The sequence below is a fragment of the Microcoleus sp. BR0-C5 genome (assembly GCF_036705045.1).
Taxonomy (GTDB): Bacteria; Cyanobacteriota; Cyanobacteriia; order Cyanobacteriales; family Microcoleaceae; genus Microcoleus.
In genome coordinates, this window is sequence record NZ_JAUBTR010000005.1 from 1 (window position 1) to 21477 (window position 21477).

Here is a 21477-nt window from a genome sequence, read left to right on the forward strand (position 1 = left end):
TATTCTTTGTACTCCTCTGCTACACCAAGGTAAGCTGACTGGCCTTCTTTATTTGGAAAATAACCTGACTGAAGGGGCTTTTACTACTGATCGCCTAGAATTGTTAAAACTTTTATCTTCCCAAATTGCTATTTCTATTGATAATGCTCAACTTTACAAAAATTTACAGGAGTTTAATCAAAACTTAGAGCAATTAGTGAGCGATCGGACTCAACAATTATCGAACACCCTAGAGGCTTTAAAAGCCACCCAAACACAGCTAGTCGAATCTGAAAAAATGGCATCTCTGGGAGGATTAGTTGCTGGTGTTGCCCATGAAATTAATACTCCCATCGGAGTGGGTGTCACGGTTGCTTCAGCTTTGGCAGAAAATACCACAGAATTTGCATCTATTTATAAAAGTGGCAAAATGAAGCGATCGGATTTAGAAGAGTTTGTCGATATTGCTAGTCAAAGCAGTAAAGCCCTTCTAATTAACCTAGATCGGGCGGCAGCCTTGATTCAAAGCTTTAAGCAAGTAGCAGTAGATCGCTCTAGCGAAGAACGACGTACTTTCCAGATCAGACCTTATCTTGATGAAATTTTATTACAATTAAAACCAAAGTTGAAAAATAGCCAACATTCGCTTAAAATTAAGGGAGATAGCAAAATTGCTATAGATTCTTATCCAGGAGCCTTGTCCCAAGTTGTGACAAACTTGCTAATCAATTCTCTGATTCATGCCTACGAACCAGGGATTTCTGGGGAACTAATCTTTGATTGGGAGCAAGAAGGTAATCGGCTAAGGTTTGAATACGCCGATGAAGGTAAAGGTATTCCCCCAGAAAACTTAAGTAAAATTTTTGAGCCATTCTTTACCACTAAGCGTGGTCAAGGTGGCAGTGGGTTAGGGTTACATATTGTCTACAATTTAGTCACCCAAAAACTAAAAGGTGAAATTGAATGTCTAAGTGAGGTGGGAAGAGGCACCAAGTTTATTATTAAATTACCCATGCAAATTGATTCACCAATGTAGATTTCCAATTCCGATTTCTTGGCCAAGATAACTAAGTAAGTCTACCTCATTAAAAGTAAAATAAGGATGACTGAAAAGGTTGCTGTGTAACTCTTCTCCCTTCTGCCTTTTTCTTAACAGGTTTTCTAACTTCAAACCTAAACATTAGTAAAAAATAAAGGTGTACAGCAATGAAAAGTGATTTTGACGATTTCTTAACTCAACCATCTCCAGAAACAGTATACTTTGCCGAAGTAATGAACTCGGATGACGAGATATTGTTTGCAGATGAAACCACAGAAGAAAAACTGAGTGAAAGCTGGAAAATTTTAGTTGTAGATGATGAGTCTCAAGTTCACACCGCTACCGAAATTTCACTAAGGAAGTTTGTTTTTGAAAATAAATCTTTAACCTTCATTAATGCTTACTCCGCTCGTGAAGCTAGACAGCTAATCCAAGAAAATCCTGATGTTGCCATCATCTTACTTGATGTAATTATGGAAACAGATGATGCTGGCTTAAACTTTGTTAAATATGTCCGAGAATTTTTAGGCAACCAGTTAGTGCGAATTATTTTACGCACGGGTCAACCCGGACAAGTACCTGAAAAAAGCATTATTATCAATTACGATATTAATGACTATAAAACTAAAACTGAATTAACGACATCAAAGCTATACACTACGATGCTAACAGCTTTGAGAAGTTTTTCTCTAAGTCATAAATTGCAGTCTGAAATAGAGCGACGCGAACAAGTAGAGAAAGCACTCCGTCTCAGTGAAGAAAAAGAGCACCAAAAATCTGTTGCCTTAGAGCATTTTGTCAAAGAACTCCAAGAAACACAACTACAGCTAGTTCAAAGTGAAAAAATGTCTAGTCTCGGTCAATTAGTTGCAGGTGTCGCTCATGAAATCAACAATCCGGTTAACTTTATTTACGGCAATCTCTCCCACGCCAACGACTATATTAAAGAACTCATTAATATGTTGAATCTTTACCAAAAGTATTACCCGCAACCAGAAGCAGAAATTATCCATGAAATAGAAGATGCAGAGTTGCCATTTATCATAGATGATTTACCAAAATTGCTTTCTTCCATGCAGTTAGGGATCGAACGCATTCGCAATATTGTTCACTCTCTACGCAATTTTTCGCGGTTGGATGAAACTGAAATTAAATCAGTAGATATCCACGAAGGCATTAATAGCACTTTGATGATCTTACAGCACCGACTAAAGGCTAAGTCTGATCGGCCTGCTATTAATGTGATAAAAGACTATGGTGCATTGCCGCTTGTGAACTGTTATGCAGGTCAGCTCAATCAGGTGTTTATGAACCTTTTAGCGAATGCTATAGATGCTTTAGAAGAGCGGCTAAGTAGAGAAGATGGTGCAGTTTTTCACCCCCAGATTTTGATTCGGACTGAAGTTGTACCCGGCAATTCGCATGACAACATTAGCTCGGCTTCCCACATCCTGGTAACAATTTCTGATAATGGTGTGGGCATGACAGAAACAGTTCGTGCTAAAGTTTTCACTCCCTTTTTTACTACTAAACCCATAGGAAAAGGTACAGGCATGGGATTGTCCATCAGCCGAAAAATTCTGATAGAAAAACACTGCGGTCAATTGGAGTGTATTTCTACGCCAGAGCAGGGAACGCAGTTTATTATTGATCTGCCGACTATCTGTAGAGCCACTAAGATCGCTGTAGCGAATGCCTAGAAAACTTATCTGGCTGAATTGATCATATACCGTTTTTCAGTTGCATGAGAATAGGGTAATTGCTAATTGGTAATTGCTCATTAATCGGAATTATGACAGAATTTTTCCCCGCAGCAAGTCCCCCCCCTTCTGGGTTCGGGATAGGCGCTGCGGCTTTACTCACATTCTTCTAACTTAGAGCAGATTACAGGTTTATGAAGTAAACCCCTGATGGCTCAATCTCCCTAGGGGAATGGCATTGCCGTGTCTAAAGCTGCACTTCATAAAGCTGGGATACGTTGTAATTGTATTGGTTTTCCATATATTTTTTAACAATCTGTTCGCAGACGTTACCAACTGTGTCGTAAAAATACAGCATATTCCATATACAGCGTATTCCACGTTTATGAAGTGCACCCTAGAAACCGGGTTTCTTTAGAGTTCTCGCATCATTACTGATTCTGTTGCTCGAAACCCGGTTTCTTTGTACTACATCTACATGGAATATGCTGGATCACAAAATTTGAGGGCTAAAATACAAGATTAAGACCTTATTTAGCTCCTGTGAAACCAAACAATATTTGTTATTCTCACTCAGACCAAAAGTTGCTAAGAGATTCCCTTCAATTTTTAATTCACTATCTAAAATTTGCCGCTCTTTCAATTCCATATCAAAATCAAAGAAATTATTTTGGTCGTATGCGATCGCCGGCTTTGCTTAGTGATACCCTAAGTCAGCAACGCCTTTTTTTGTAATACCATCGACGCGATCAACGATTTTCGCTTTGCCGCAAATGCCACCAGACTTCTTGATGACATACGTGCCAAAAATACAGTGATAAATTCAGAAGAGCTAATAATTTAGTGCCATCTTCTAACATCGCGTGTACTCCTAGACTTTGAGACTCCAAAATATCCTCAAACCGTGAGATAGCAAACAAGAGGAATGCTGCGACTAATGGCAGGTAAGGAGTGGTTTTGATGTATCGCCAAAACTTAACTCCATAAAGGAAAACAGCACTACCATAACAGAAATAAATTAATTTGATTGATATTCCCCACCGAGAAAGAATCAAAGTCATCCGAAACCTGTCATCTAGGAAAAAGACTCCGAGTAGTAAAGCACTAAAAAAGAAGAATATCCCCGATCGACTCCGCGGCTCTTTTTGGCGCAACACTCCAAAAGTAAATGCACAAATTGCTACTGGGATGCACCAGAGGATTTCGGAAACTCCGGTGAGAATGCCTTCGTAAGGGAACCAGAAATTAAAAGGATCGCTAAACAGGCGTTCAACTCCGTCTCCCTGGTTGTTGAGTTTTGCGTATACGCTCAGCCCGCCCAAACTCACAACAGTCAGAATGTTAAAAGCAGCTAAAAACCGTACAGGAAAAAAGTGTTTTTTGAAAAATTCTAAAGAATTTGAAAACTTGGGAATTTTATCTAAGAAAGGTAGATGCTTCATAAAAAATGTCTCCCAGCAATAGAGTTCGTTACTTATTCACCGGTAGCCAAACCACAAATGTAGTGCCGCGATCGGTTGGATAGAAATGAGTTTCCGCCGATGGCAGCCATTCAGGATTGATTGGGGAAAATACTTCTATTTCTCCTTGCATTTGGCGGACTAAATCGCGGGCGATCGCCAAACCCAATCCTGTGCCGGGAATTTCTGTCTGCGCTTTTTCTCCCCGGTAGTGTCGCTCAAATAAATGCTCTAAATCCTGGGGGGGAATGCCGGAACCAGTGTCGCTGACGGCAACTGCTATGGCAGGCAATTGACTGTATCCTGCCCGATCGCCATCCGCTGCTTTGTACCTTACTTTAATATAAATTTGGCGACCTGCAGGAGTATATTTCAAAGCATTGTCAATTAAATTGCTCAAAACCTCGCGCAAAGCTCGATCGTTCGCCCCGACTGGTGGCAAATCCGCCTCTAGGTCAGCTAGCAATTTCAGATGCCTTTCAGATGCAATCGCCTCGGCGGAAGTTAACAGCGGTTTTAATACTTCTGTAACAAAACAGGATTCCTTCAAATTGGCCGCAGGTGACAGCGACAGAGGAGAATGCCGGATTGATTCCACATTGGAAATTGCTTTTCCTGAAGTGCCCGATGGCAGTTTTAGATGTGCTTCGCCGGTGTCAACGGTTCGATCGAACTGGCCCAGCAACTCTTGCAGCCGATCGCTCTCTCGGACAATACTAAAAGCCACATTGCGGTTTTTGTCTTCCGGTACCAGCCGCCGCGCTAACAACTTGCCAAAAGTTCGCAACGCTGTCAGCGGACTTTTGAACTGGTGCAGCAAATTGTGCATCGTGTCGTAAACCTGAGCCTGGATTTGCCGACTCGTACCCAATTCCTGCTGCATCCACTGCGAGCGCTGGTCTAAAATGCAGGCTAGGGCTAAGGTGCGAGCAATTTGTTGTATTTGAGCCTCCTCTGGCTCGTTCCAAGGCCTGTCTTGCCGACCGCTGACTAGGAGTCCCATTACAGCTCCCTCGTGTATCAGAGGCGTCACAATTTGCTTGCCCTGCTGCCACACATTCTCCGGGCCTTGGCACTGATGGGAACTGCGATCCTTGCCCGGAAGTCGCTCTGGTGCGATCGCCCCTACCCTTGATTCTTCCGCCAGAACCGGCGGCGCTAACAGTCGCGGCACTGGTTTTACTGTCGAGCTTTCGGGATATTGCAACCTCAACCCCTGATTTTCTTCCGATTCGGCTGAGGTTTCTGGGTAAACTGCGATCGGCACCAACTTTGCTTCGCTGCCTTCTACCAACTCTTGTGTCAGGTATACCGCGCTGAATTTCGCTCCCAAACTAACGGCGATGGCCACCTGCGAACGGCAAAGTTTGACAAATTCTGAACTCGCTGGCATTAACATGAGCGCCACATTAAGATATCTAACGGAATTCTAAGTAAATTACAAATGATCGGCGGCCGATTACTGATGAGAGACTTCTCGATTTCAGATTTATTCCCTTTGATAGAAGGCAGCTATGTTGAGGGCATGGGGCTTTCATGAACCCCAATTGCCCCGCATCCCCGTTCGCGTCGCTTCCACCGATCCCCAAGCTTGGCTCTTGCCGGAACTTGCGGCCAACCATACCACAACAGCTACACTTTTGTTGATCGGCACGAATGTTAAGATTATGTCGATATATTAAAAACAGTTGATTTTTTGAGCTAGAACGGATATACTGGCCTCGGATTTGGTAGCTATCATTACAACCTGTCTGCTCATACTGTCTGCTCACAGAGGAGGTAAAGAAATTGGCCAGGAGACGCAAACGCAAGAGTCGCCGCCGACAAGAAGGACGCAGAATTTTAGAGTGTGTGCCTCAATATAGCATCGAGAGCGGCGAAGATAAACCCGTAACAGCGGCTCGCAAGTTCATCCATGCCGAAGGCATTGCTCCCCCAGCTTTGCTGTTAGTCAAGCGTAACGAGCATACCACTGACAGATACTTCTGGGCTGAAAAAGGTTTATTTGGAGCCCAATACGTAGAAGAAAACCATTTCTTGTTTCCCAGCTTAAAGGTGATGTTGGAAGCTACCACAGAAAAAATTCCTGTGGTGTCAGCCAGCCGCGCATAGCTCAAAATGTTTAGCTCTAAACATTGACAGCAATGTTTTTCTAAGTTTTTTAACAAAAGCGCGAGAGTTCTCATTGTCTGGAGAGTGCCAACTGAAATTTCTGCGAAAAGTCCTTAGAAATTAGGGTATAAGGAGCCATCGCAACAGGCGTGATCGCAGCCCAAGGGCGATCGCCACAATTGGCACTTTCACGATAATGGTTTTTTTTGATTGACTGTTTGGTCGATCGAATTTGTAGATCGAATTTGTCGATCGAACAAGTGGATCAAAAAAACAGCCACGGGTTTATCAACGAGAAAGCCGCTCTTGAGTTATCGGTTTGTCAGCTAGAAGTCTAACTACGGCATCTAGCATATCAAAAAACGTTCCGCGTCAAACTTTTAATCGATCGGTTTCAAATCTAAAGCTTTTTGCATGGCTGCTAGTTCATCGCGGTGAGCTCTGACAGTAACAAAGCTCTTGGTTTGGCTTCCCGACTCAGCAACTGATTCGAGTTTGAGGGAGACTTGCTCAGAGCGTCCAGCTTTTTTCCAGTAAAATACACCCGCCAGCGGGGACAGCAGTACCAAAGCTAGGAAAATTTGACCCTGCTGAGGAACCAGCATTCCCAAAACCAGTCCCAAGCACAGAGCGCCGCCTGCACTCAGCAGAGTTAGAAAAATAGCTAGAAACCAACTCGGCCGCACAAAACCCTCAAACGTGACTTTATAGTTGGGGGCATCGACGGCTGCAACTCGGTAAGCTCTCTGGGCAAAATACTGTTGTAACTCGGTTAACAGTGACTCTTGGGCGCTCTCGGAAGCCAGCTTGACTTGTTCGATTCGATCTTTGACTGAAGCCTTGATGAAGAAAAACAAGCCAACAGCCAACAGTAGCGTCAGCACAAAGGTAGAAGGAAGAACAGCAGTATCCATCGGTAGAAGTTTGTGTAATTGAAATTATCTACTATTACTTTACAGAACTTTACATAAAAAAGCGATCGAGGACTTACGCAGACACTTTTTTACCAAGATTCGCAGAAAGCTTCTTCTGCAAGGCGTTTTGCTCTCCATCACCCAATTCCCCTATCTCCCCATCGTCGCTAATTCTCAAGTGACCAGAGAAATGGGTACAAGCCTCCCCCTTCTAGGGGGACTTTCAGTTCTGAATTTCTCCGAAGAGGATTTTGAATAAATGCAGTGCTGTTTGTTCAGACTTGCTCTACAATGATTGTATGTTAAATCTCACCTACGAGTACAAGCTCATTCCTACCGATACGCAACGCCAAACTTTCGACCTGTGGCTCAATATTTGCCGCAAGGTCTACAACTTTGCATTGCGAGAACGAAAAGATTGGGTCAATTCTCGTAAGTGTGATATCAACTCGTGCAGCATTAAACAGGAATACATGATCCCTGCTGATGCACCGCGTCCAACCTTTGCGGGCCAATGCAAATCATTAGCCCAAGCAAAGAAGTTAATTCCTGAGTTGAAATTGCCTCACACCCATGTCTTGCAGCACGCGTTGCGCCAACTAGAGGCAGCGTTTGTGGCGATGTGGGAACGAGGACACGGTTTTCCTAGATTCAAAAAGCGGATGCGCTCATTTGTGTTCCCTCAATTGAATCTAGAATCCGTTAAACGGTTTGATGATGCCGATTGGGTCAACCTACCCAAGATTGGCCCCGTAAAAATCCACCTGTCACGTCCAATCCCTCAAGGGTTTGAGGTCAAGCAAATTCGCGTTGTTAAGAGGGCTTCTGGCTACTATGTCATGCTCACTTTGCAATGTGATATCAAAGTACCTCAAGCCTCACCTTCAGGACATGGATTAGGGATTGATTTAGGGTTAAAACATTTTTTGGCCACTTCTGATGGTGAATTGATTGATAGACCTAGATTCTTTGTGGATGGACAACGCAAGCTGAAATTGCTGCAACGTCAACTCAAGCGTAAGAAAAAAGGCTCTAGAAAGTTTCGTCAAATTCATCACCAAATAGCGAAGCACCACGAATACATCTCGAACAGTCGCAAAGACTTTCATTTCAAGACTGCACATCATTTATGCAACGCAGCCCAAACAGTATTTGCTGAGGACTTGAACCTCAAAGCAATGTCAGCCGGAATGCTGAGCAAGCACACGCTTGATGCAGGGTTTGGTCAGTTCCTGAATATCTTGGGTCATGTTTGCTTTAAGCGAGGTGCATACTTCGCAAAAGTAGACCCCAACGGAACAAGTCAAACTTGTCCCTTATGTCAAACTCATACAGGCAAAAAAGAACTATCCGAACGGGTACATAGATGTCAAACCTGTGGCTATGAAACGAATCGAGATGTTGCAGCCGCGCAAGTGGTGTTGCAGCGTGGATATACAGCGGTTGGGCAAATCGCAGTGAATTTTGGGGAGGGCAAGCTACGTGAGTAGTCCCAATGAACCAAGAATCCCTGCTCCTTTAGGACAGGGAGTTGTCAAGTAGTGTAGCTGCTTTAATCGGTGTGCGGCGGGCGATCGAGCAAAGCGAAGGCAATCAGGCAAATCGCTTTGCAAGTAGCGCCAGCATCTCCAGGGTTTAGGCATCCGATTCCAACTCGGTTAACCCGTCTGACCAGTTTCTAAGGCGCGGGAACGACGCTCTGACGCGCCGTTTCCCTGACCAATGTACTCATGCCAGAGACGAGCGAGGTCTTGAGCTTGGTGCCGCCACTCAGGGAGGATTTGATACATCCGACGGGGGCGGCCACGTCCTTCTACTTTTTTCCAGTAACCGGTGATTACGGCTTCATCTTCGAGGAATTTCAGAGCGCTGTAGAGAACGGTATCAGAAAGTCGGTAGATGGGGAATTCCCTCTCTAGTTGGCCAATCAGTTCTGTACCGTAGGAATCTCCGCGCAATAACACGGAGAGAATGTAACACACCGCTAGTTCCTTGTTTAGATAAACAGGAGGGGGGTCTTGAAAAAATTGATAGATATGTTCAAACTTCATCTGTCTTGTCCGCTGGAAACTCTCGTGATACCGTCAGGTTAACGGGAGAGGAAAGCGGGGCGGGGTGTGCCGCTTCCTAATGATTAAGTGGGACACCGGGGAAACAGAGGTGCAGTATTTCCCCAGTGAATGTTGATGGTCCCAAAGGCTTGTCCTGCACTTGGGTAATGTTTGCCTGCGCCTTGGTTGAGCAACGCGGGCGTAACTAGCACAATTTTTTTCCTCTTCCAATCTATCGCAGCGACTATTGTCAAGTGTGCGATCGCCTGCAAGAGTTGGCAGTTACTTTGGGAATTAGTGTGTTAACTGAATTTGCCGTTGATGTTTGCGTTCAAGCGCAGGCTTTAAACCGAACTCAGGCCTAACATAGCCCGCAGTGTAAAAGTTAGAAAGACAAAAGTCGCTACAATCGAACTAATCAGGGCGATCGCAGTTGCCGGTCGATCGAGCAGGGGTTTGAGTCGCTCGAACAGGAAAAAGAAAATTCCCAGACATATCGTAATGAAAAAGCGCGGGTAGCGAGAGACGTTATTAATAAAATCTTGCATTGGCTTGGTGGGGTAAAGTGTCACAGCACGATCTTTGACTGGTAACACTTGTGAGCGAGTTAGACAATTTTGGCACAGCCGGAGCTAAATCTGCCGATCGGGCGATCGGGCATTTTTGCCGGCGAGGCTGACATATATAATTCTAACGAAAACTTTTCGCCGATCGCTCCGGCACTGTCTGTTTAATGCCGGAATGCTAAGTCCGGTGACAACTTCTGAAGTATTTCTATTGAGTTCTAGTTGTGATAAATATTATAGGGCCGTTATTTCTAGATAAATGTCTGCTTCCGCACCTTCTTTCGTCTTGCCACGTCCGTTTCTGAAATGGGCAGGAGGCAAAACTAGGTTGATTGGACAATATCAACCTTATTTTCCTGAAAAGTTCACCACTTACTACGAGCCTTTTTTGGGTGGCGGAGCTGTATTTTTTTACTTAGCACAGCAGCACCCTGGTTTGCAAGCTGTTTTAACAGATATTAATCCTGAGTTGATTAATGCTTATCGCTGTGTCAGGGATAAAGTTGAGGAGCTGATTCTACTTTTAGAGGAGCATCAGTTAGAACATACCAAGGACAATAAAGATTATTATTACTCGGTGCGATCGCGCTCCTACAAAACAGATACAGAAAAAGCAGCACGCCTGATTTACCTAAATAAAACTTGTTACAACGGCCTCTACAGAGAAAATTCAAAAGGTGAATTTAATGTTCCCATAGGTCGATACAAAAACCCTAACATTTGTCAAGCAGATTTACTGCGATCGGTCTCATCTTTACTCGCGCCCGCTCAAATTGAAGTCAGAAAATTCGATGAAATTTTGGATTTTGCTACCAGCAGCGAAGACTTTGTTTATTTTGACCCGCCTTATTATCCAATCAGTGCCACCAGTAACTTCACGACTTACAGCCGGGATAATTTCAAAGAATCGGAACAGCTTAAACTGAGAGATATTTTTGCAGAACTTGCAGAACGGGGCGTGAAAGTTATGCTGTCTAATTCAAACTGCGATTTTATCGAAAAAATCTACAGCGATACTCAAGTGTTCCCAAATAAATCTCTGCCAAAACTCATTGAAATATCAGCATCTAGGGGAATTAACTCTAATAGTTTCAAACGCGGAAAAATCAAAGAATTATTAATACGTTTATTTTAAATCTTATTTAAGCCAAGTCTCTAATTAAGGAATGAGAATTAAATAACTTACAATGCGTTCTTGTGGGATGGGCGTCCCGCCCGTCCAGAAAGGGCGGGCTAAGAGTGCCCAACCCCTACTCCCCACTTTCAAGAGTGTAAATTATTTAATTCGCAATCCTAAGCATATTTTGTAGGAGCAATGCGTAGTTTACCCAGACGCGGCAAAGTTCCGTAATTTCTGTTACAGATATTTGTTAGCCCAGGTAATAAAACCTTCGAGCTTTTGAACTGCCAACAGATTTTCATTGTCAGGAATTTGTTTTTTAAACCAGTCGATCGAACCTTGCCTCATACCGTCACCACCCACTATAACAATAGTAGGAACCCGATAGCAATTTTTAATATTTAAATTGAGGTAAGGATACTTCTCGTCTACTGAACCTTTGTCTTCTTGCCACTTGCACTCAACAATTAGACCCAGAGGAAATAAACCGCAACCAACAATATAAAAATCGACATTTATTTCAGTTTCATAAATGCTAGACCCGATATAAACCTGTTTAGCATATCGCTTGGGATTTTCAGTAGAGATTAAGAGCCAATCTCGCTTGCGCTTTTTCGGCAACTGGGGACATATTTCGAGATATCCGTGGCCTCTCAACGTACCTTCTACAGTTGTTTCTAAAACAAAACCAGTTTTATTGGCTCTACAACCCCTATTCATTTTGTTGGCTCCTGAATATAATCTGAATTAAGCCGATCGCACTTGAATCACCCCTCTGTCAAAAACCCGTTTGTCAGTACCAATAGAACTGACAAACATCCGGTCTTCATAGACATCAAACGTCGCAAAACTCAGGCGGCTAGCAGAATACTCCGTCCACTCAGAACGATTCACCGGACGAGTGCCACCGCCGGCACCGCAAATTAAATAAGTCGTACCGTTAATCGAGCGAGTGCGTTCGTAACTATGCTCGTGTCCGTTGATATAAAGCTGCACGCCGTACTTTTGAAACAAAGGCGCGAAAGTCTTAATAAAAGATTGATTCGATCCGTAGACGCCAGAGGAATAAATCGGGTGGTGGCCGAACACAACTTTCCAAGGTGCGGTGCTCTGACTCAACTCTTTTTCCAGCCACACAAGCTGATTTTTCCAATCCGCATTGTTATTGGTATCTAAAGCAAAAAACTGTACGGAATCGCGGCGAAAAGTATAGTAGCGACCTTGCATATTAAAACCCGCATATTTAACTTGCGGATCGCCGTTAGCAGTGCGGATATCGTGATTTCCCAGACAAGCATAAAATTTTACACCTTGCTGTAATAATGGCTGATAAGGTCGCTCGAAAACAGCATTGATTTTTTCAATTTCGCCGTTATTGTAGATATTGTCGCCGGCGAGAACAGCAACATTAAAAGGGTTTTCGCGGTGATATTGGGCCATCGCCTCAGCCACAGCATACTGACCTTCAGCCCCGGTACCGGTGTCGGCTACCGAAATAAAGCGTAAAATAGGCGGTGAGGCCGGCAAAGGGACGATCGCCCTTTCTGCCTCAACGTTAGAAGGTACAGCAGCATTGGCGTCTGTACCCCAGGAAGTCCGAAGCTGAAGCATTTTCCACACTCCGGCCAAACCTAAGCTGCTGAGACTGCCTAAAATTAGAAAGTGACGACGTTTGATGCTCATTTGGATTCAGTTACAACTAATGAAATGATAAATTAAGGCTGAGATGGCTCAACTAAAATTTATCGCGTTTAGATATATTTGCAACGCCCCAAGGCAGAGAAAATGTCAGAAGAACAACTAAACCAACCAACTCCAGAACCGTCTCAATCTCCCAAACCGCAGGTTGACTCGCCGGCTTCGTCTGCCCCCACTGGCGGCAAAACTCAAAATGCCAGCAGTGGCGTTCCCAAAAATCAGAAAATCAAAGCTTTGATTGCCTCGATTCAGAATTTGGGAAAAGCGGGGAAAAAATTACCAGCAGAACCACCGTTGCAGGTCCAAAAGCCGATCGCGCCCACAGTAACTGACTCAGCAACAGGAACTCCTCCCACTGTTGCTGCGGAAGTTAACAGCGTTCCCCCGCCAAAAGTTGCGGTAAAATCCGAGAAAAAGTCTGTATCAAAACCCACGGGCGGGAGTTTTTTAGAAAAAGTCGGTGTACTTTGGCAAAGTATTGTGCGGCTAGTGCGATCGCTACTGCCACCATCTACGAACCAGAAGCTGTCCGATCCAATTTTAAACGCCGCCCTAGCAGCAATTCTGATCGTTGTAGTCGGTTTAACTTTCAACAGTTTCTCAGCAAAACCGTCGGAGAAAGTAGCAAAAGTGCCTTTGCCAGCAGCGCAGCAGTCGTCGCCAACATTTGATGATTTTATGGCATCGGGAACGCCAAAATCCCCAGAGGCGATCGTACCGTCTGAGCCAATCTCTGCTAAATTCAAAAGCAAGTTGCCCGATTTAGTGGCGCCGGAAAAACCCCAACCAGTAGAAATTATCCCACCGCCACCGCTGACGCCCGAACAGTCTCTGATTGCTGCGATTCAAAATCAAGTTACTGAGATTAAGAATCGACTGGGCGGCGGTTTAGTTGAGTCTGTTCAAGCTAATTTTGCCAGCAGCATTTTGACGGTAAAAGTCGCTGAAGATTGGTACAAACTCAGCGAACTTGAGCAAAATCAACTAGCAACGAAGATGTGGAAGGAGGCTAACTCACTCGATTTCAGCAAGTTAGAAATTGCGAATATGGAAGGCAAGTTAATAGCTAGAAGTCCGGTAGTTGGTTCGGAAATGATTATTTTAGACAGAGGGATTAATTAGAATTTAAAGAGTCTGTATCTGTACACCATCTTAACAGCCTTACAGTCCAGGACGCAGCACCTAATTATGTAGGTGTGCAGTGCACACCTTGCCGCTGTTAATTTTTTTGAGGATATTGAAACTTTCTCAAACCCGACAGAATGCTCCCATTAAATTAATTAACTTTGAGGAAAATTGAAAAATGACAATTTTAACTCAAGTCGAACAACTAGAAATTGAATATCCCAGCAGCGACGGAGAGCCGATGGCTGAAAGCGACATCACGCGCGATTACATGACTTACAGCGTTGAAGCTGTCAAGCTTTACTTTCAAGAACGTTCTGATGTTTACGTGTCAGCCAATTCTTTCATATATTATGAACAAGGGAACAACCAGGCAGTTGTTGCCCCGGATGTTTATGTGGTGTTTGGAGTTGCCAACCGCAAAAGGGATAATTATAAAGTTTGGGAAGAAGGGGGAATTACTCCAGATTTTGTGTTAGAAATTACTTCGGAAACAACTCAGACGAAAGACCAAGAAACCAAACCGGAAATTTATCGAGCTTTGGGAGTTAGGGAATATTTTCAGTACGATCCCTCGGGAGATTACCTAAATCCGATTTTACAGGGAGTACGTCTAATAAACAATCAGTACGAGCCGATTGCTGCCAACAATATCGCTTTCGATACGCTGTGGTTGTTCAGTGAAGTGCTGGGACTGGAATTGCATATAATTTCAGGAGAATTGAGGTTTAGAGTTCCTGAAACCGATGAGTTTTTGAAGACTCACAAGGAAGAAAACCTGGGACGACTGGCCGAGCAACAAGCACGACTGGCAGCGGAGTCAACATTGCGCCAGCTCGTAACTCAACTCTTAAATTCTGGAATGAGTGTGGAACAGGTGGCGCAAATGATGAATTTATCGACCGTGGAAGTGAGACGATTGGTAGGGGAAAACTTTTGAACATCGATCGCACTTTTCCAAGATATCAAGAATAGTGCGATCGAAGTATGGGACAAAGTGAGAACAGTCAACAGTCAACTATTAACTAATGACTAGAGAGGCTTATTAGTAGGTTTAAAACCCTGCTTTTGAAAATAGGTTCTAAATACGTCTAGAGCAATTGGTGCCGCCGATACTGCACCATATCCGCCGCCTTCAACGATAACTGCGATCGCAACTTCAGGTTTGTCAGCAGGAGCAAAACCCACATACATAGAATTGTCAGGATGACCGGGCATTTCCACCGTTCCAGTTTTGCCCGCACTTAAAGGAATAGTACCATCATTCAAGCCGCGACCTGTACCTTTTTTCACCACCTCAATCAATCCTTGTTTAATGACATTTAAAGTTGCCGGCTTAATACCTGTTGAAATTTTTTGAGTAATAGGCGTATTGGTTTGAGAAGCCAACAAATGGGGCTGCACTCGCGAACCGCCATTGGCAATAGTTGACACCATCACAGCCAATTCTAGGGGAGTACAAAGTACCAAACCCTGACCGATCGCCATTGTTACTGTATCGCCAACATACCAATCTTCCCCATACATTTTCTGTTTCTCTGCTGGGATCGGAACTTGACCGTGATTGGCGCCGTCTATCCCCAAAAGATCTAAATTAATAGTACCGCCAATGCCCATTTTTTTAGCCCATTTCGCCATTTCTTCCGGCCCTGCAGTCATACCTACTTGATAGAAAAACGTATTGCTGCTGTAGGCTAAAGCATCGCGGAAACCGATAACGCCGTAACCGGCGCCGTGTTCGTTAAAGGAAATTCCCCCGATGTTAATTGAAGCAGAACTTACCAAAGTCGAGTCAGGAGAAAACTTGCCCGACTCCATCCCGGCTACAGAAGTTACAATCTTAAAAGTGCTGCCGACTGGATAGCCTTGAACGGCTCGATTTAAAAATGGTTTGTCTGGCCCTTGCAGTCGATCCCATTCTTTTTGACTTACCTTGCGGGTGAAAATATTGGGGTCAAATGTCGGCCAACTAGCCATTGTTAAAAGAGCTCCGGTTTTTACGTCGATCGCCACAACTGCACCCAGGCGATCGCCCAAAGCTTTTTCGGCAGTTTTCTGCATATCTAAATCTAAAGTTAGCTGCACGGGTTTGCCGGGAATAGGGTCTTTTACACCTAAATCTTGGATTTCCTCGCCCTTAGCATTTACCTCGATTAAACGGTTTCCCCAAACGCCCTCTAAAGTTGAATTGGCTAATTTTTCAACTCCCATTTGACCGACGATCATTCCCATCGGATATGCAGGATTAGCTTTTAATTGATCTAAACTAGCTTCGCCGACGTATCCCAAAAGGTGAGCTGCTAATTGCTGGTTGGGATTGTCTCGGCTCGATTCAACGCGAATTTCAACTCCCCGCAAAGTATTAGCTTGTTCCCCCAACGCGACGAAAGTACCGACATCGATATCCTTACTAATTCGCACTGGCAGGGCTGATCTGTAGCCAACTGCATCGATTTTTTTGACAATTTCGGCCGCGGGAAGTTTGACGATCGGGCCCAGTGTAGCGGCGATCTCTTGCCACTCCTTGGCCGATCGCTCTTTTGGCCACACATAGACCGATCGAGATACGCGGCTGGCCGCAAAAATTTTGCCGTTGCGGTCTAAAATTTGACCGCGATTGGCTGCGACTGAAACAGGGCGAATGCGGTTATTTTCCGCCCGCTGTCGGTTGTAGGCTCCCTGTACCAGTTGCAGTTCGGCTAGACGAAATATTGGTAGCGTCACCAAGGTAGTGACGAGCAGCATAAAAACCATAACTTGGAGCGATCGGCTGCGTTGCCGTGAAGCATTGTCCAAGCCATTTTTGTCGAATCGGATTTTAGAGTTAAAAGAAAAATCGCCAGCCATATTAATTAATCTGCTCTTTTTATTCAACTAACAGGTTGATACGGGCCCCATCCGGATGATTGGGCAGATGATTACAGGGATTATAACTTCTCACTCTTTAGTAACAGACATAAATTCTGTCGATTGGCAGACGAATCAGCCGGATTGTTTAATTAAGGTATACAAGATGTATGTTAAATATCAGGTTTTTCTGACAATTCAACTGTTAAGGAGGTAGGGGCGCTGTGGAACCGATCGATTTTTTGATTGCTTGGCTGGTGACGGGTAGCAGCTTGCTACTGATTTCTCAACTGCCGATCGGCGTAGAAATTGACAGCACACCGAAAGCAGTAATTTCCGCTGCGGTTTTGGGAATGTTGAATGTTTTAATTTTGCCAATTCTGAAAGCAGTTTTTTTCGTGCCGAACCTACTGACGCTGGGATTGCTTTCCGGCGCGTTTGCTTTTGTCATGAACGTGATAGTTTTTGCCTCGGCTGCGAAGTTAGTTGAAGGATTTAGTTTGCGGATGGGCCTTTGGAGCGCGGTACTGGGGGCGATCGCCTTGGCTGTAGTTAGCAGCTTTATCAACGGCGCACTGATTTAGGAACGCGAATTAAATAACTTACAATTTTAATTGTTTTTGTGGGAGGGGCGTCCCGCCCGTCCTTTTTGGAGGGGCGGGACGCCCATCCCACTTTCAAGAGTGGAAGTTATTTAATTCTCATTCCTTAGCAACTTCCCCTGATAAAGGGCGATGGAAATCGCCCGATATTTCCCACCCTTACCTTGCGCGTTTCCTTTGCCTACAAGCGATTTCTCTCGCCGAATCTTTCTCCCCCCTTCTCCCTTCTCCCATCTTCCCTATTCCCTATTCCTTCTTCCTTCTTCCTTCTTCCTTCTTCCTTCTTACTTCCCCATCAGCGACTTATAGGCTGTCACTTTAATATCAATCCCAGTAATATCTGTCCCCACAACAACAGCCACCGCTCCTAAGTCCAATGCTTTTTTTGCCATTTCCGGCCCCGCGATCCCGCCTTCGCAGATAACCGGAACCTTAAGCTTTTCTACCATTTCCGCAAGCAAATCAAATCCGGGCGGCGAGAAATTTTCCGTCTGGGGAGTGTAGCCAAAAAGAGTAGTGGCTACAGTATCTGCGCCAGCTTGGGCAGCCGCGATAGCAGCTTCTATTGTATCTACATCCGCCATCACTAATTTGCCCAATTCGCTGTGAATTTGCGCGATTAACGTCTTTAAATCTTCGCCGACAGGACGGTTTCTCAGAGTAGCGTCAACGGCGATAATATCGGCTCCGGCAGCGGCGATCGCCCGCGCGTCTTCAAACCGAGGAGTAATGTAAATCTCGCATCCCGGCAATTGCTGCTTCCAAATCCCAATTATGGGAGCGGATATCTGTTTTCGCACCGCTGCAATGTGAGCCGGAGTGTCAATCCGCACGCCCGATGCACCTCGATTGATGGCGGTTCGAGCCATTGCCGCAATTACGATCGGATCGTGCAGCGGCGAATCAGCAGGTGCTTGACAAGAAACAATTAATCCTGTAGGAATTTGACAATTAATCATGGGGAATTGGGAATTGGGAATTGGGAATTGGGAATTGGGCATCGGGCATCGGGCTTTTTTTGTAATTTATTCCCTGTGCCCTATTGAGTTCAAATAAGCATTAAGTTTTGGTAGTATTTTATCGACAATTGGTTTAAATTTGCTTACTTCTTCGCTTGTGATAAGTTGTCTAGCATTGGCTAATCTTAACCAGTTTACTGTTTCGTACAAAGAGCCTCTAGCAATTTTTACAAAACGCCGATTATCTTGGTCATTATAACGACCTCTGCCTTCAGCCATATTAGCACAGACACTATCAGCAGACCGAACTATCTGTTTGCCCATCGTATCTTTGGTGAAGTAATCCCATTTTTTTACAATCTTCCAAATCTCATTCGCCCAACTTTCCGCCAACTTATAGCAATCCTAAATGATTTGCGTAATTATTGTAGGGGCAATCCCCCCCGTGGTTGCCCCGATAGATAGGGGTAGGCACGGGGAGTAGGGGTAGCACTACCCCTACAAATTTATCTGAATGATTTAGGATTGCTATATAAACCTCTAAGGAATGAGAATTAAATAACTTCCACAAGTTTGTGGGATGGGCGTCCCGCCCATCCCACAATAAGAATTAAAATTGTAAGTTATTTAATTCGCGATCCTAATTACTCAAAATCAGGTCTTCCCATAATTACCTCAAAAACTCAATTATATATATTAAATGCCCCATGCCCCATGCCCCATGCCATGCCCAATTCCCAATTACCCATTACCAATCCCGGCCATTAAAGAAATAATTTTGTCAAGCAATTGCTCAGGGTGAATCGGTTTAGCCAAACAATCGTTAGCTCCCGCCGTCACCGAAGATATCTCATCTGCGGGAATCTCCTTAGCGCTTAAAGCCAGAATTTTGATATTTTCAGTAGCGGCTTTTTGACGCAGTTGGTGAATTATTTCGCAGCCATTCATACCGGGCAAACGCATATCGACAATCACAGCATTCGGTTGCAAAAGTTCAATTTGTTCCACCGCCGCCGAACCTTCAATCATCCACACCACTTGCATTCCTGCGACTGTCAGGATATCGCAAATCAGCATGGCAGTTTCTTCATCTTCTTCGACGAGCACGAGGCTGCCCCGCAATGAGGAAGAATGCAGCGGTAAAGATGAATTCGATTTTTCATATTTAAATTTTGTGGATTCATCTTTGGTTAGAGTTTGGATGGGTATAAAAACGGTAAAAGTAGAGCCGACATCAACTGTAGAGTTAACTTCGATCGCGCCGCCGTGAAGCTCTACTAACTGTTTAGTTAAAGCCAATCCCAGACCGGTGCCGCCGTATTCGCGGCGGTAGGGGGAATCCAACTGCTGGAATTTTTGAAACAACAACGATCGCTGATTTTCGGGAATTCCAATTCCGGTATCTTTGATTTGAAAAACAGCGGTACTGCCAGCAGGTGCAGTACCAGGTTGTCGCACAGCAGGCGTTCTATTTTTATCTTCTGTCACCCAAACTCGCAGGATGACTCGCCCGCCTTTGGGAGTAAACTTAATCGCATTTCCTAAAAGATTGAAGAGAATTTGTCTCAAGCGGCGCGGGTCAGCGATGAAGCGATCACACTCTTGTTTTATCCGCTGTTCTTGCAGCAGTTCCACGCCTTTAGCCGCAGCTTTTTCTTTGAGGGCGTGCAGGCTCTGAGAAGCTAATTTAGAAAGTGAAAATTCACTAATTTTTAATACAGCTTTTCCCGCTTCTACTTGCGATAAATCTAAAATATCGTTAATTAATTCTAATAGGTGGTCGCCGCTGTCTCGGATAGTTTGCAGGTACTGCCGCTGCTTTTGCACTGGCACTTCTTTACTGCCAACTTTGCCGTAAGACCACCGCAGCAGTGTGTCGGAAATGCCGATGACGCAAGTGAGAGGAGTCCGCAATTCGTGGCTCATAGCTGCCAAAAACTCGCTCTTGGCGAGGCTGGCAGACTGGGCGGCAACCAGTGCATCGCGCAGTTCTCGCGTGCGTTCTATTACGCGCTGTTCTGAGGTGCGCTTTTGCTGCTGGACTTGTGCATAAAGTTCGGCTTGGTAAATGGCGATCGCCAAATGTTCTGCTATTTGTCGCAAAAATGTTTTTTTGCTTTCTTCCCACTCGCGAAAAGTACACTGGTGGGCAATTAGCAGCCCCCACAAGTCGTCTTGAACCACGATCGGCACTAGCAACTTTGCCCGTACCTTCGCCCGCCGCATCAACTCTAAAAAACAAGGCTGCGAAGAGTAAGTTGTTTCCACATCCGCGACGCACAAAGCCAAACCTTTGCGATATTTTTCTCGGTCAATGACTCCATTGGTAAAACACTGCGCGTCTTCACTAAAATTTAGTACAGACGAGATACCATCATTGGCTAAAGCTTCGTAGGTAACGCGGCCTAAATACAAGTAAGACCCGGATTTTTCTGGGATTTCGCCAGACCCAGAAACCGCTGCAGGTATTTCTTTAGCTAACTCGCCATTGTGCGACGCTGGCACTTTTTCAAATTGATAAATTAACAGGCGATCGACCTCCAAAAACTCTCGCACTTGCTCGACTGCTTTTGACAAAATGACAGGCAATTCCAAACTCTGGCGGATTTGAGTTGTCACCTGATTCAAAAGTCGCTCTTGTTCAAGCTGCTGCTGCAAAGCATCTTCTACTGGCTGACAAAATGAAATGCAGGGACTGGCAATTTGTAATTGATTGACGGCTTCAGCAATCTGGCTTTGTAGCGTTTCTGGAGCTATAACTTTGGGCGCTGATTTTCCCTCTATTTCTGTTTGGCTGTGTAGGGGGAGGCGATTATTTTGGCTGGCATTGGCAGCAAGAATATCCAGCAAATTTAGGGTGAATTCGCTTTGAAGAACGGCCGAGTTGGGCTGTATATTTTTAATTCCTTGTTTGAGGGCGCGAATGTCAATTTTCCACGAAGGTGCGGGCTTTATTTCTGCGAGTTTGTCTGCGAGGGGAGACAGGAAATTGGCGATCGCCCCCGGGTCGAAAGTCAACTGCACATTCAATTGCGAATGGAGATTTTTTTCGCTGTGGTTGTGTCCGTTTGTTGCGAACTCATCTAATAGATTGCCCCGCAGCAGCGCGCTAAAATGCTCTGATACCACTGCTGCAAACCTTTCCGACGAATTTTCCAGATTTTGAGAATCAGCGATCGCATCGTCGGTGAGCCAAATCGCCCCTGGAATTTCAGCCATTTGCTGTAACAACTGGTAAGCAGCCTCAAAGGTTGCTAGTGGCAAAGTCCGATTTAAGGTTTTTGGTTTCAATCTAGATATTTTCC

At 44.6% G+C, this 21477-nt stretch carries 20 protein-coding genes; 9 read left to right on the forward strand and 11 right to left on the reverse strand.

The features are described from left to right. Positions 1-1015: GAF domain-containing sensor histidine kinase (locus tag QUB08_RS03565; protein ID WP_333223499.1), on the forward strand; the 1015-nt coding region annotated here is incomplete at its 5' end. Positions 1016-1185: 170 nt separating this feature from the next. After that, entirely contained in the window at positions 1186-2718 is a 1533-nt protein-coding gene (locus QUB08_RS03570; protein ID WP_333223500.1) for an ATP-binding protein, read from the forward strand. A gap of 749 nt (positions 2719-3467) precedes the next feature. Here the strand turns inward: QUB08_RS03570 and QUB08_RS03575 are convergent. Both QUB08_RS03575 and QUB08_RS03580 read right to left on the reverse strand, forming a co-directional pair. Continuing rightward, complete coding sequence (locus tag QUB08_RS03575; protein ID WP_333223501.1) at positions 3468-4160, reverse strand: hypothetical protein; 693 nt, start codon at positions 4158-4160, stop codon at positions 3468-3470. Positions 4161-4188: 28 nt separating this feature from the next. Further along, positions 4189-5571 (reverse strand): ATP-binding protein, encoded by a 1383-nt coding sequence (locus QUB08_RS03580; RefSeq protein WP_333223502.1) that lies wholly within the window; start codon positions 5569-5571, stop codon positions 4189-4191. A 121-nt stretch (positions 5572-5692) separates the two neighbouring features. Between QUB08_RS03580 and QUB08_RS03585 the strand changes: the two genes are divergently transcribed. Further along, entirely contained in the window at positions 5693-5860 is a 168-nt protein-coding gene (locus QUB08_RS03585; RefSeq protein ID WP_333223503.1) for a hypothetical protein, read from the forward strand. A gap of 106 nt (positions 5861-5966) precedes the next feature. Continuing rightward, positions 5967-6290 (forward strand): DUF3155 domain-containing protein, encoded by a 324-nt coding sequence (locus tag QUB08_RS03590; protein ID WP_006635576.1) that lies wholly within the window; start codon positions 5967-5969, stop codon positions 6288-6290. 380 nt (positions 6291-6670) lie between these two features. Here the strand turns inward: QUB08_RS03590 and QUB08_RS03595 are convergent, their stop codons facing one another. Next, the gene (locus tag QUB08_RS03595; protein WP_333223504.1) at positions 6671-7204 is read right to left on the reverse strand and encodes a cofactor assembly of complex C subunit B; all 534 of its coding nucleotides are present in this window, start codon (positions 7202-7204) and stop codon (positions 6671-6673) included. A 299-nt stretch (positions 7205-7503) separates the two neighbouring features. On the opposite strand from QUB08_RS03595, the gene QUB08_RS03600 reads away from it, so the two are divergent. Then, a complete protein-coding gene (locus QUB08_RS03600) occupies positions 7504-8694 on the forward strand; it encodes a transposase (RefSeq protein ID WP_333223505.1) in 1191 nt (396 codons plus the stop codon). A 168-nt stretch (positions 8695-8862) separates the two neighbouring features. Here QUB08_RS03600 and QUB08_RS03605 read toward each other — a convergent pair whose 3' ends face one another. Then, on the reverse strand, positions 8863-9255 hold the full coding sequence (locus tag QUB08_RS03605; protein ID WP_333139606.1) for a PadR family transcriptional regulator: 393 nt from the start codon (positions 9253-9255) through the stop codon (positions 8863-8865). Between the two features lie 344 nt (positions 9256-9599). Beyond that, positions 9600-9803: a DUF751 family protein gene (locus QUB08_RS03610; protein ID WP_190657763.1), complete on the reverse strand. Its 204-nt coding sequence runs from the start codon at positions 9801-9803 to the stop codon at positions 9600-9602. 277 nt (positions 9804-10080) lie between these two features. Between QUB08_RS03610 and QUB08_RS03615 the strand changes: the two genes are divergently transcribed. Further along, the gene (locus QUB08_RS03615) at positions 10081-10956 is read left to right on the forward strand and encodes a DNA adenine methylase (RefSeq protein WP_333223506.1); all 876 of its coding nucleotides are present in this window, start codon (positions 10081-10083) and stop codon (positions 10954-10956) included. 222 nt (positions 10957-11178) lie between these two features. Here QUB08_RS03615 and QUB08_RS03620 read toward each other — a convergent pair whose 3' ends face one another. Both QUB08_RS03620 and QUB08_RS03625 read right to left on the reverse strand, forming a co-directional pair. Next, on the reverse strand, positions 11179-11661 hold the full coding sequence (locus QUB08_RS03620; protein ID WP_333223507.1) for a PD-(D/E)XK nuclease superfamily protein: 483 nt from the start codon (positions 11659-11661) through the stop codon (positions 11179-11181). Positions 11662-11688: 27 nt separating this feature from the next. Then, positions 11689-12624 carry a metallophosphoesterase gene (locus QUB08_RS03625; protein ID WP_333223508.1) on the reverse strand — a complete coding sequence of 312 codons (936 nt, stop codon included), beginning with the start codon at positions 12622-12624 and terminating at the stop codon, positions 11689-11691. Between the two features lie 102 nt (positions 12625-12726). Between QUB08_RS03625 and QUB08_RS03630 the strand changes: the two genes are divergently transcribed. Together QUB08_RS03630 and QUB08_RS03635 are read left to right on the forward strand one after the other, a co-directional pair. Further along, positions 12727-13761 carry a hypothetical protein gene (locus QUB08_RS03630; RefSeq protein ID WP_333223509.1) on the forward strand — a complete coding sequence of 345 codons (1035 nt, stop codon included), beginning with the start codon at positions 12727-12729 and terminating at the stop codon, positions 13759-13761. 181 nt (positions 13762-13942) lie between these two features. Continuing rightward, positions 13943-14704, forward strand: a complete 762-nt coding sequence (locus tag QUB08_RS03635) for a Uma2 family endonuclease (RefSeq protein ID WP_333223510.1) — start codon at positions 13943-13945, stop codon at positions 14702-14704. Positions 14705-14796: 92 nt separating this feature from the next. On the opposite strand, the gene mrdA is transcribed toward QUB08_RS03635, so the two are convergent. Further along, positions 14797-16611 (reverse strand): penicillin-binding protein 2, encoded by a 1815-nt coding sequence (gene mrdA, locus QUB08_RS03640; RefSeq protein WP_333223511.1) that lies wholly within the window; start codon positions 16609-16611, stop codon positions 14797-14799. A gap of 224 nt (positions 16612-16835) precedes the next feature. Between mrdA and QUB08_RS03645 the strand changes: the two genes are divergently transcribed. After that, positions 16836-17195 (forward strand): phage holin family protein, encoded by a 360-nt coding sequence (locus QUB08_RS03645; RefSeq protein ID WP_333052282.1) that lies wholly within the window; start codon positions 16836-16838, stop codon positions 17193-17195. Between the two features lie 302 nt (positions 17196-17497). On the opposite strand, the gene QUB08_RS03650 is transcribed toward QUB08_RS03645, so the two are convergent. The 3 genes from QUB08_RS03650 to QUB08_RS03660 all read right to left on the reverse strand — a co-directional run bounded on the left by QUB08_RS03650 (position 17498) and on the right by QUB08_RS03660 (position 21463). Beyond that, the gene (locus QUB08_RS03650) at positions 17498-18214 is read right to left on the reverse strand and encodes an N-acetylmannosamine-6-phosphate 2-epimerase (protein WP_445300882.1); all 717 of its coding nucleotides are present in this window, start codon (positions 18212-18214) and stop codon (positions 17498-17500) included. Between the two features lie 24 nt (positions 18215-18238). Next, positions 18239-18565, reverse strand: coding sequence for a four helix bundle protein (locus QUB08_RS03655; protein ID WP_333223512.1), 327 nt, complete (start codon positions 18563-18565; stop codon positions 18239-18241). A gap of 348 nt (positions 18566-18913) precedes the next feature. After that, positions 18914-21463, reverse strand: a complete 2550-nt coding sequence (locus tag QUB08_RS03660; RefSeq protein ID WP_333223513.1) for an ATP-binding protein — start codon at positions 21461-21463, stop codon at positions 18914-18916. Positions 21464-21477 lie beyond the last annotated feature (14 nt).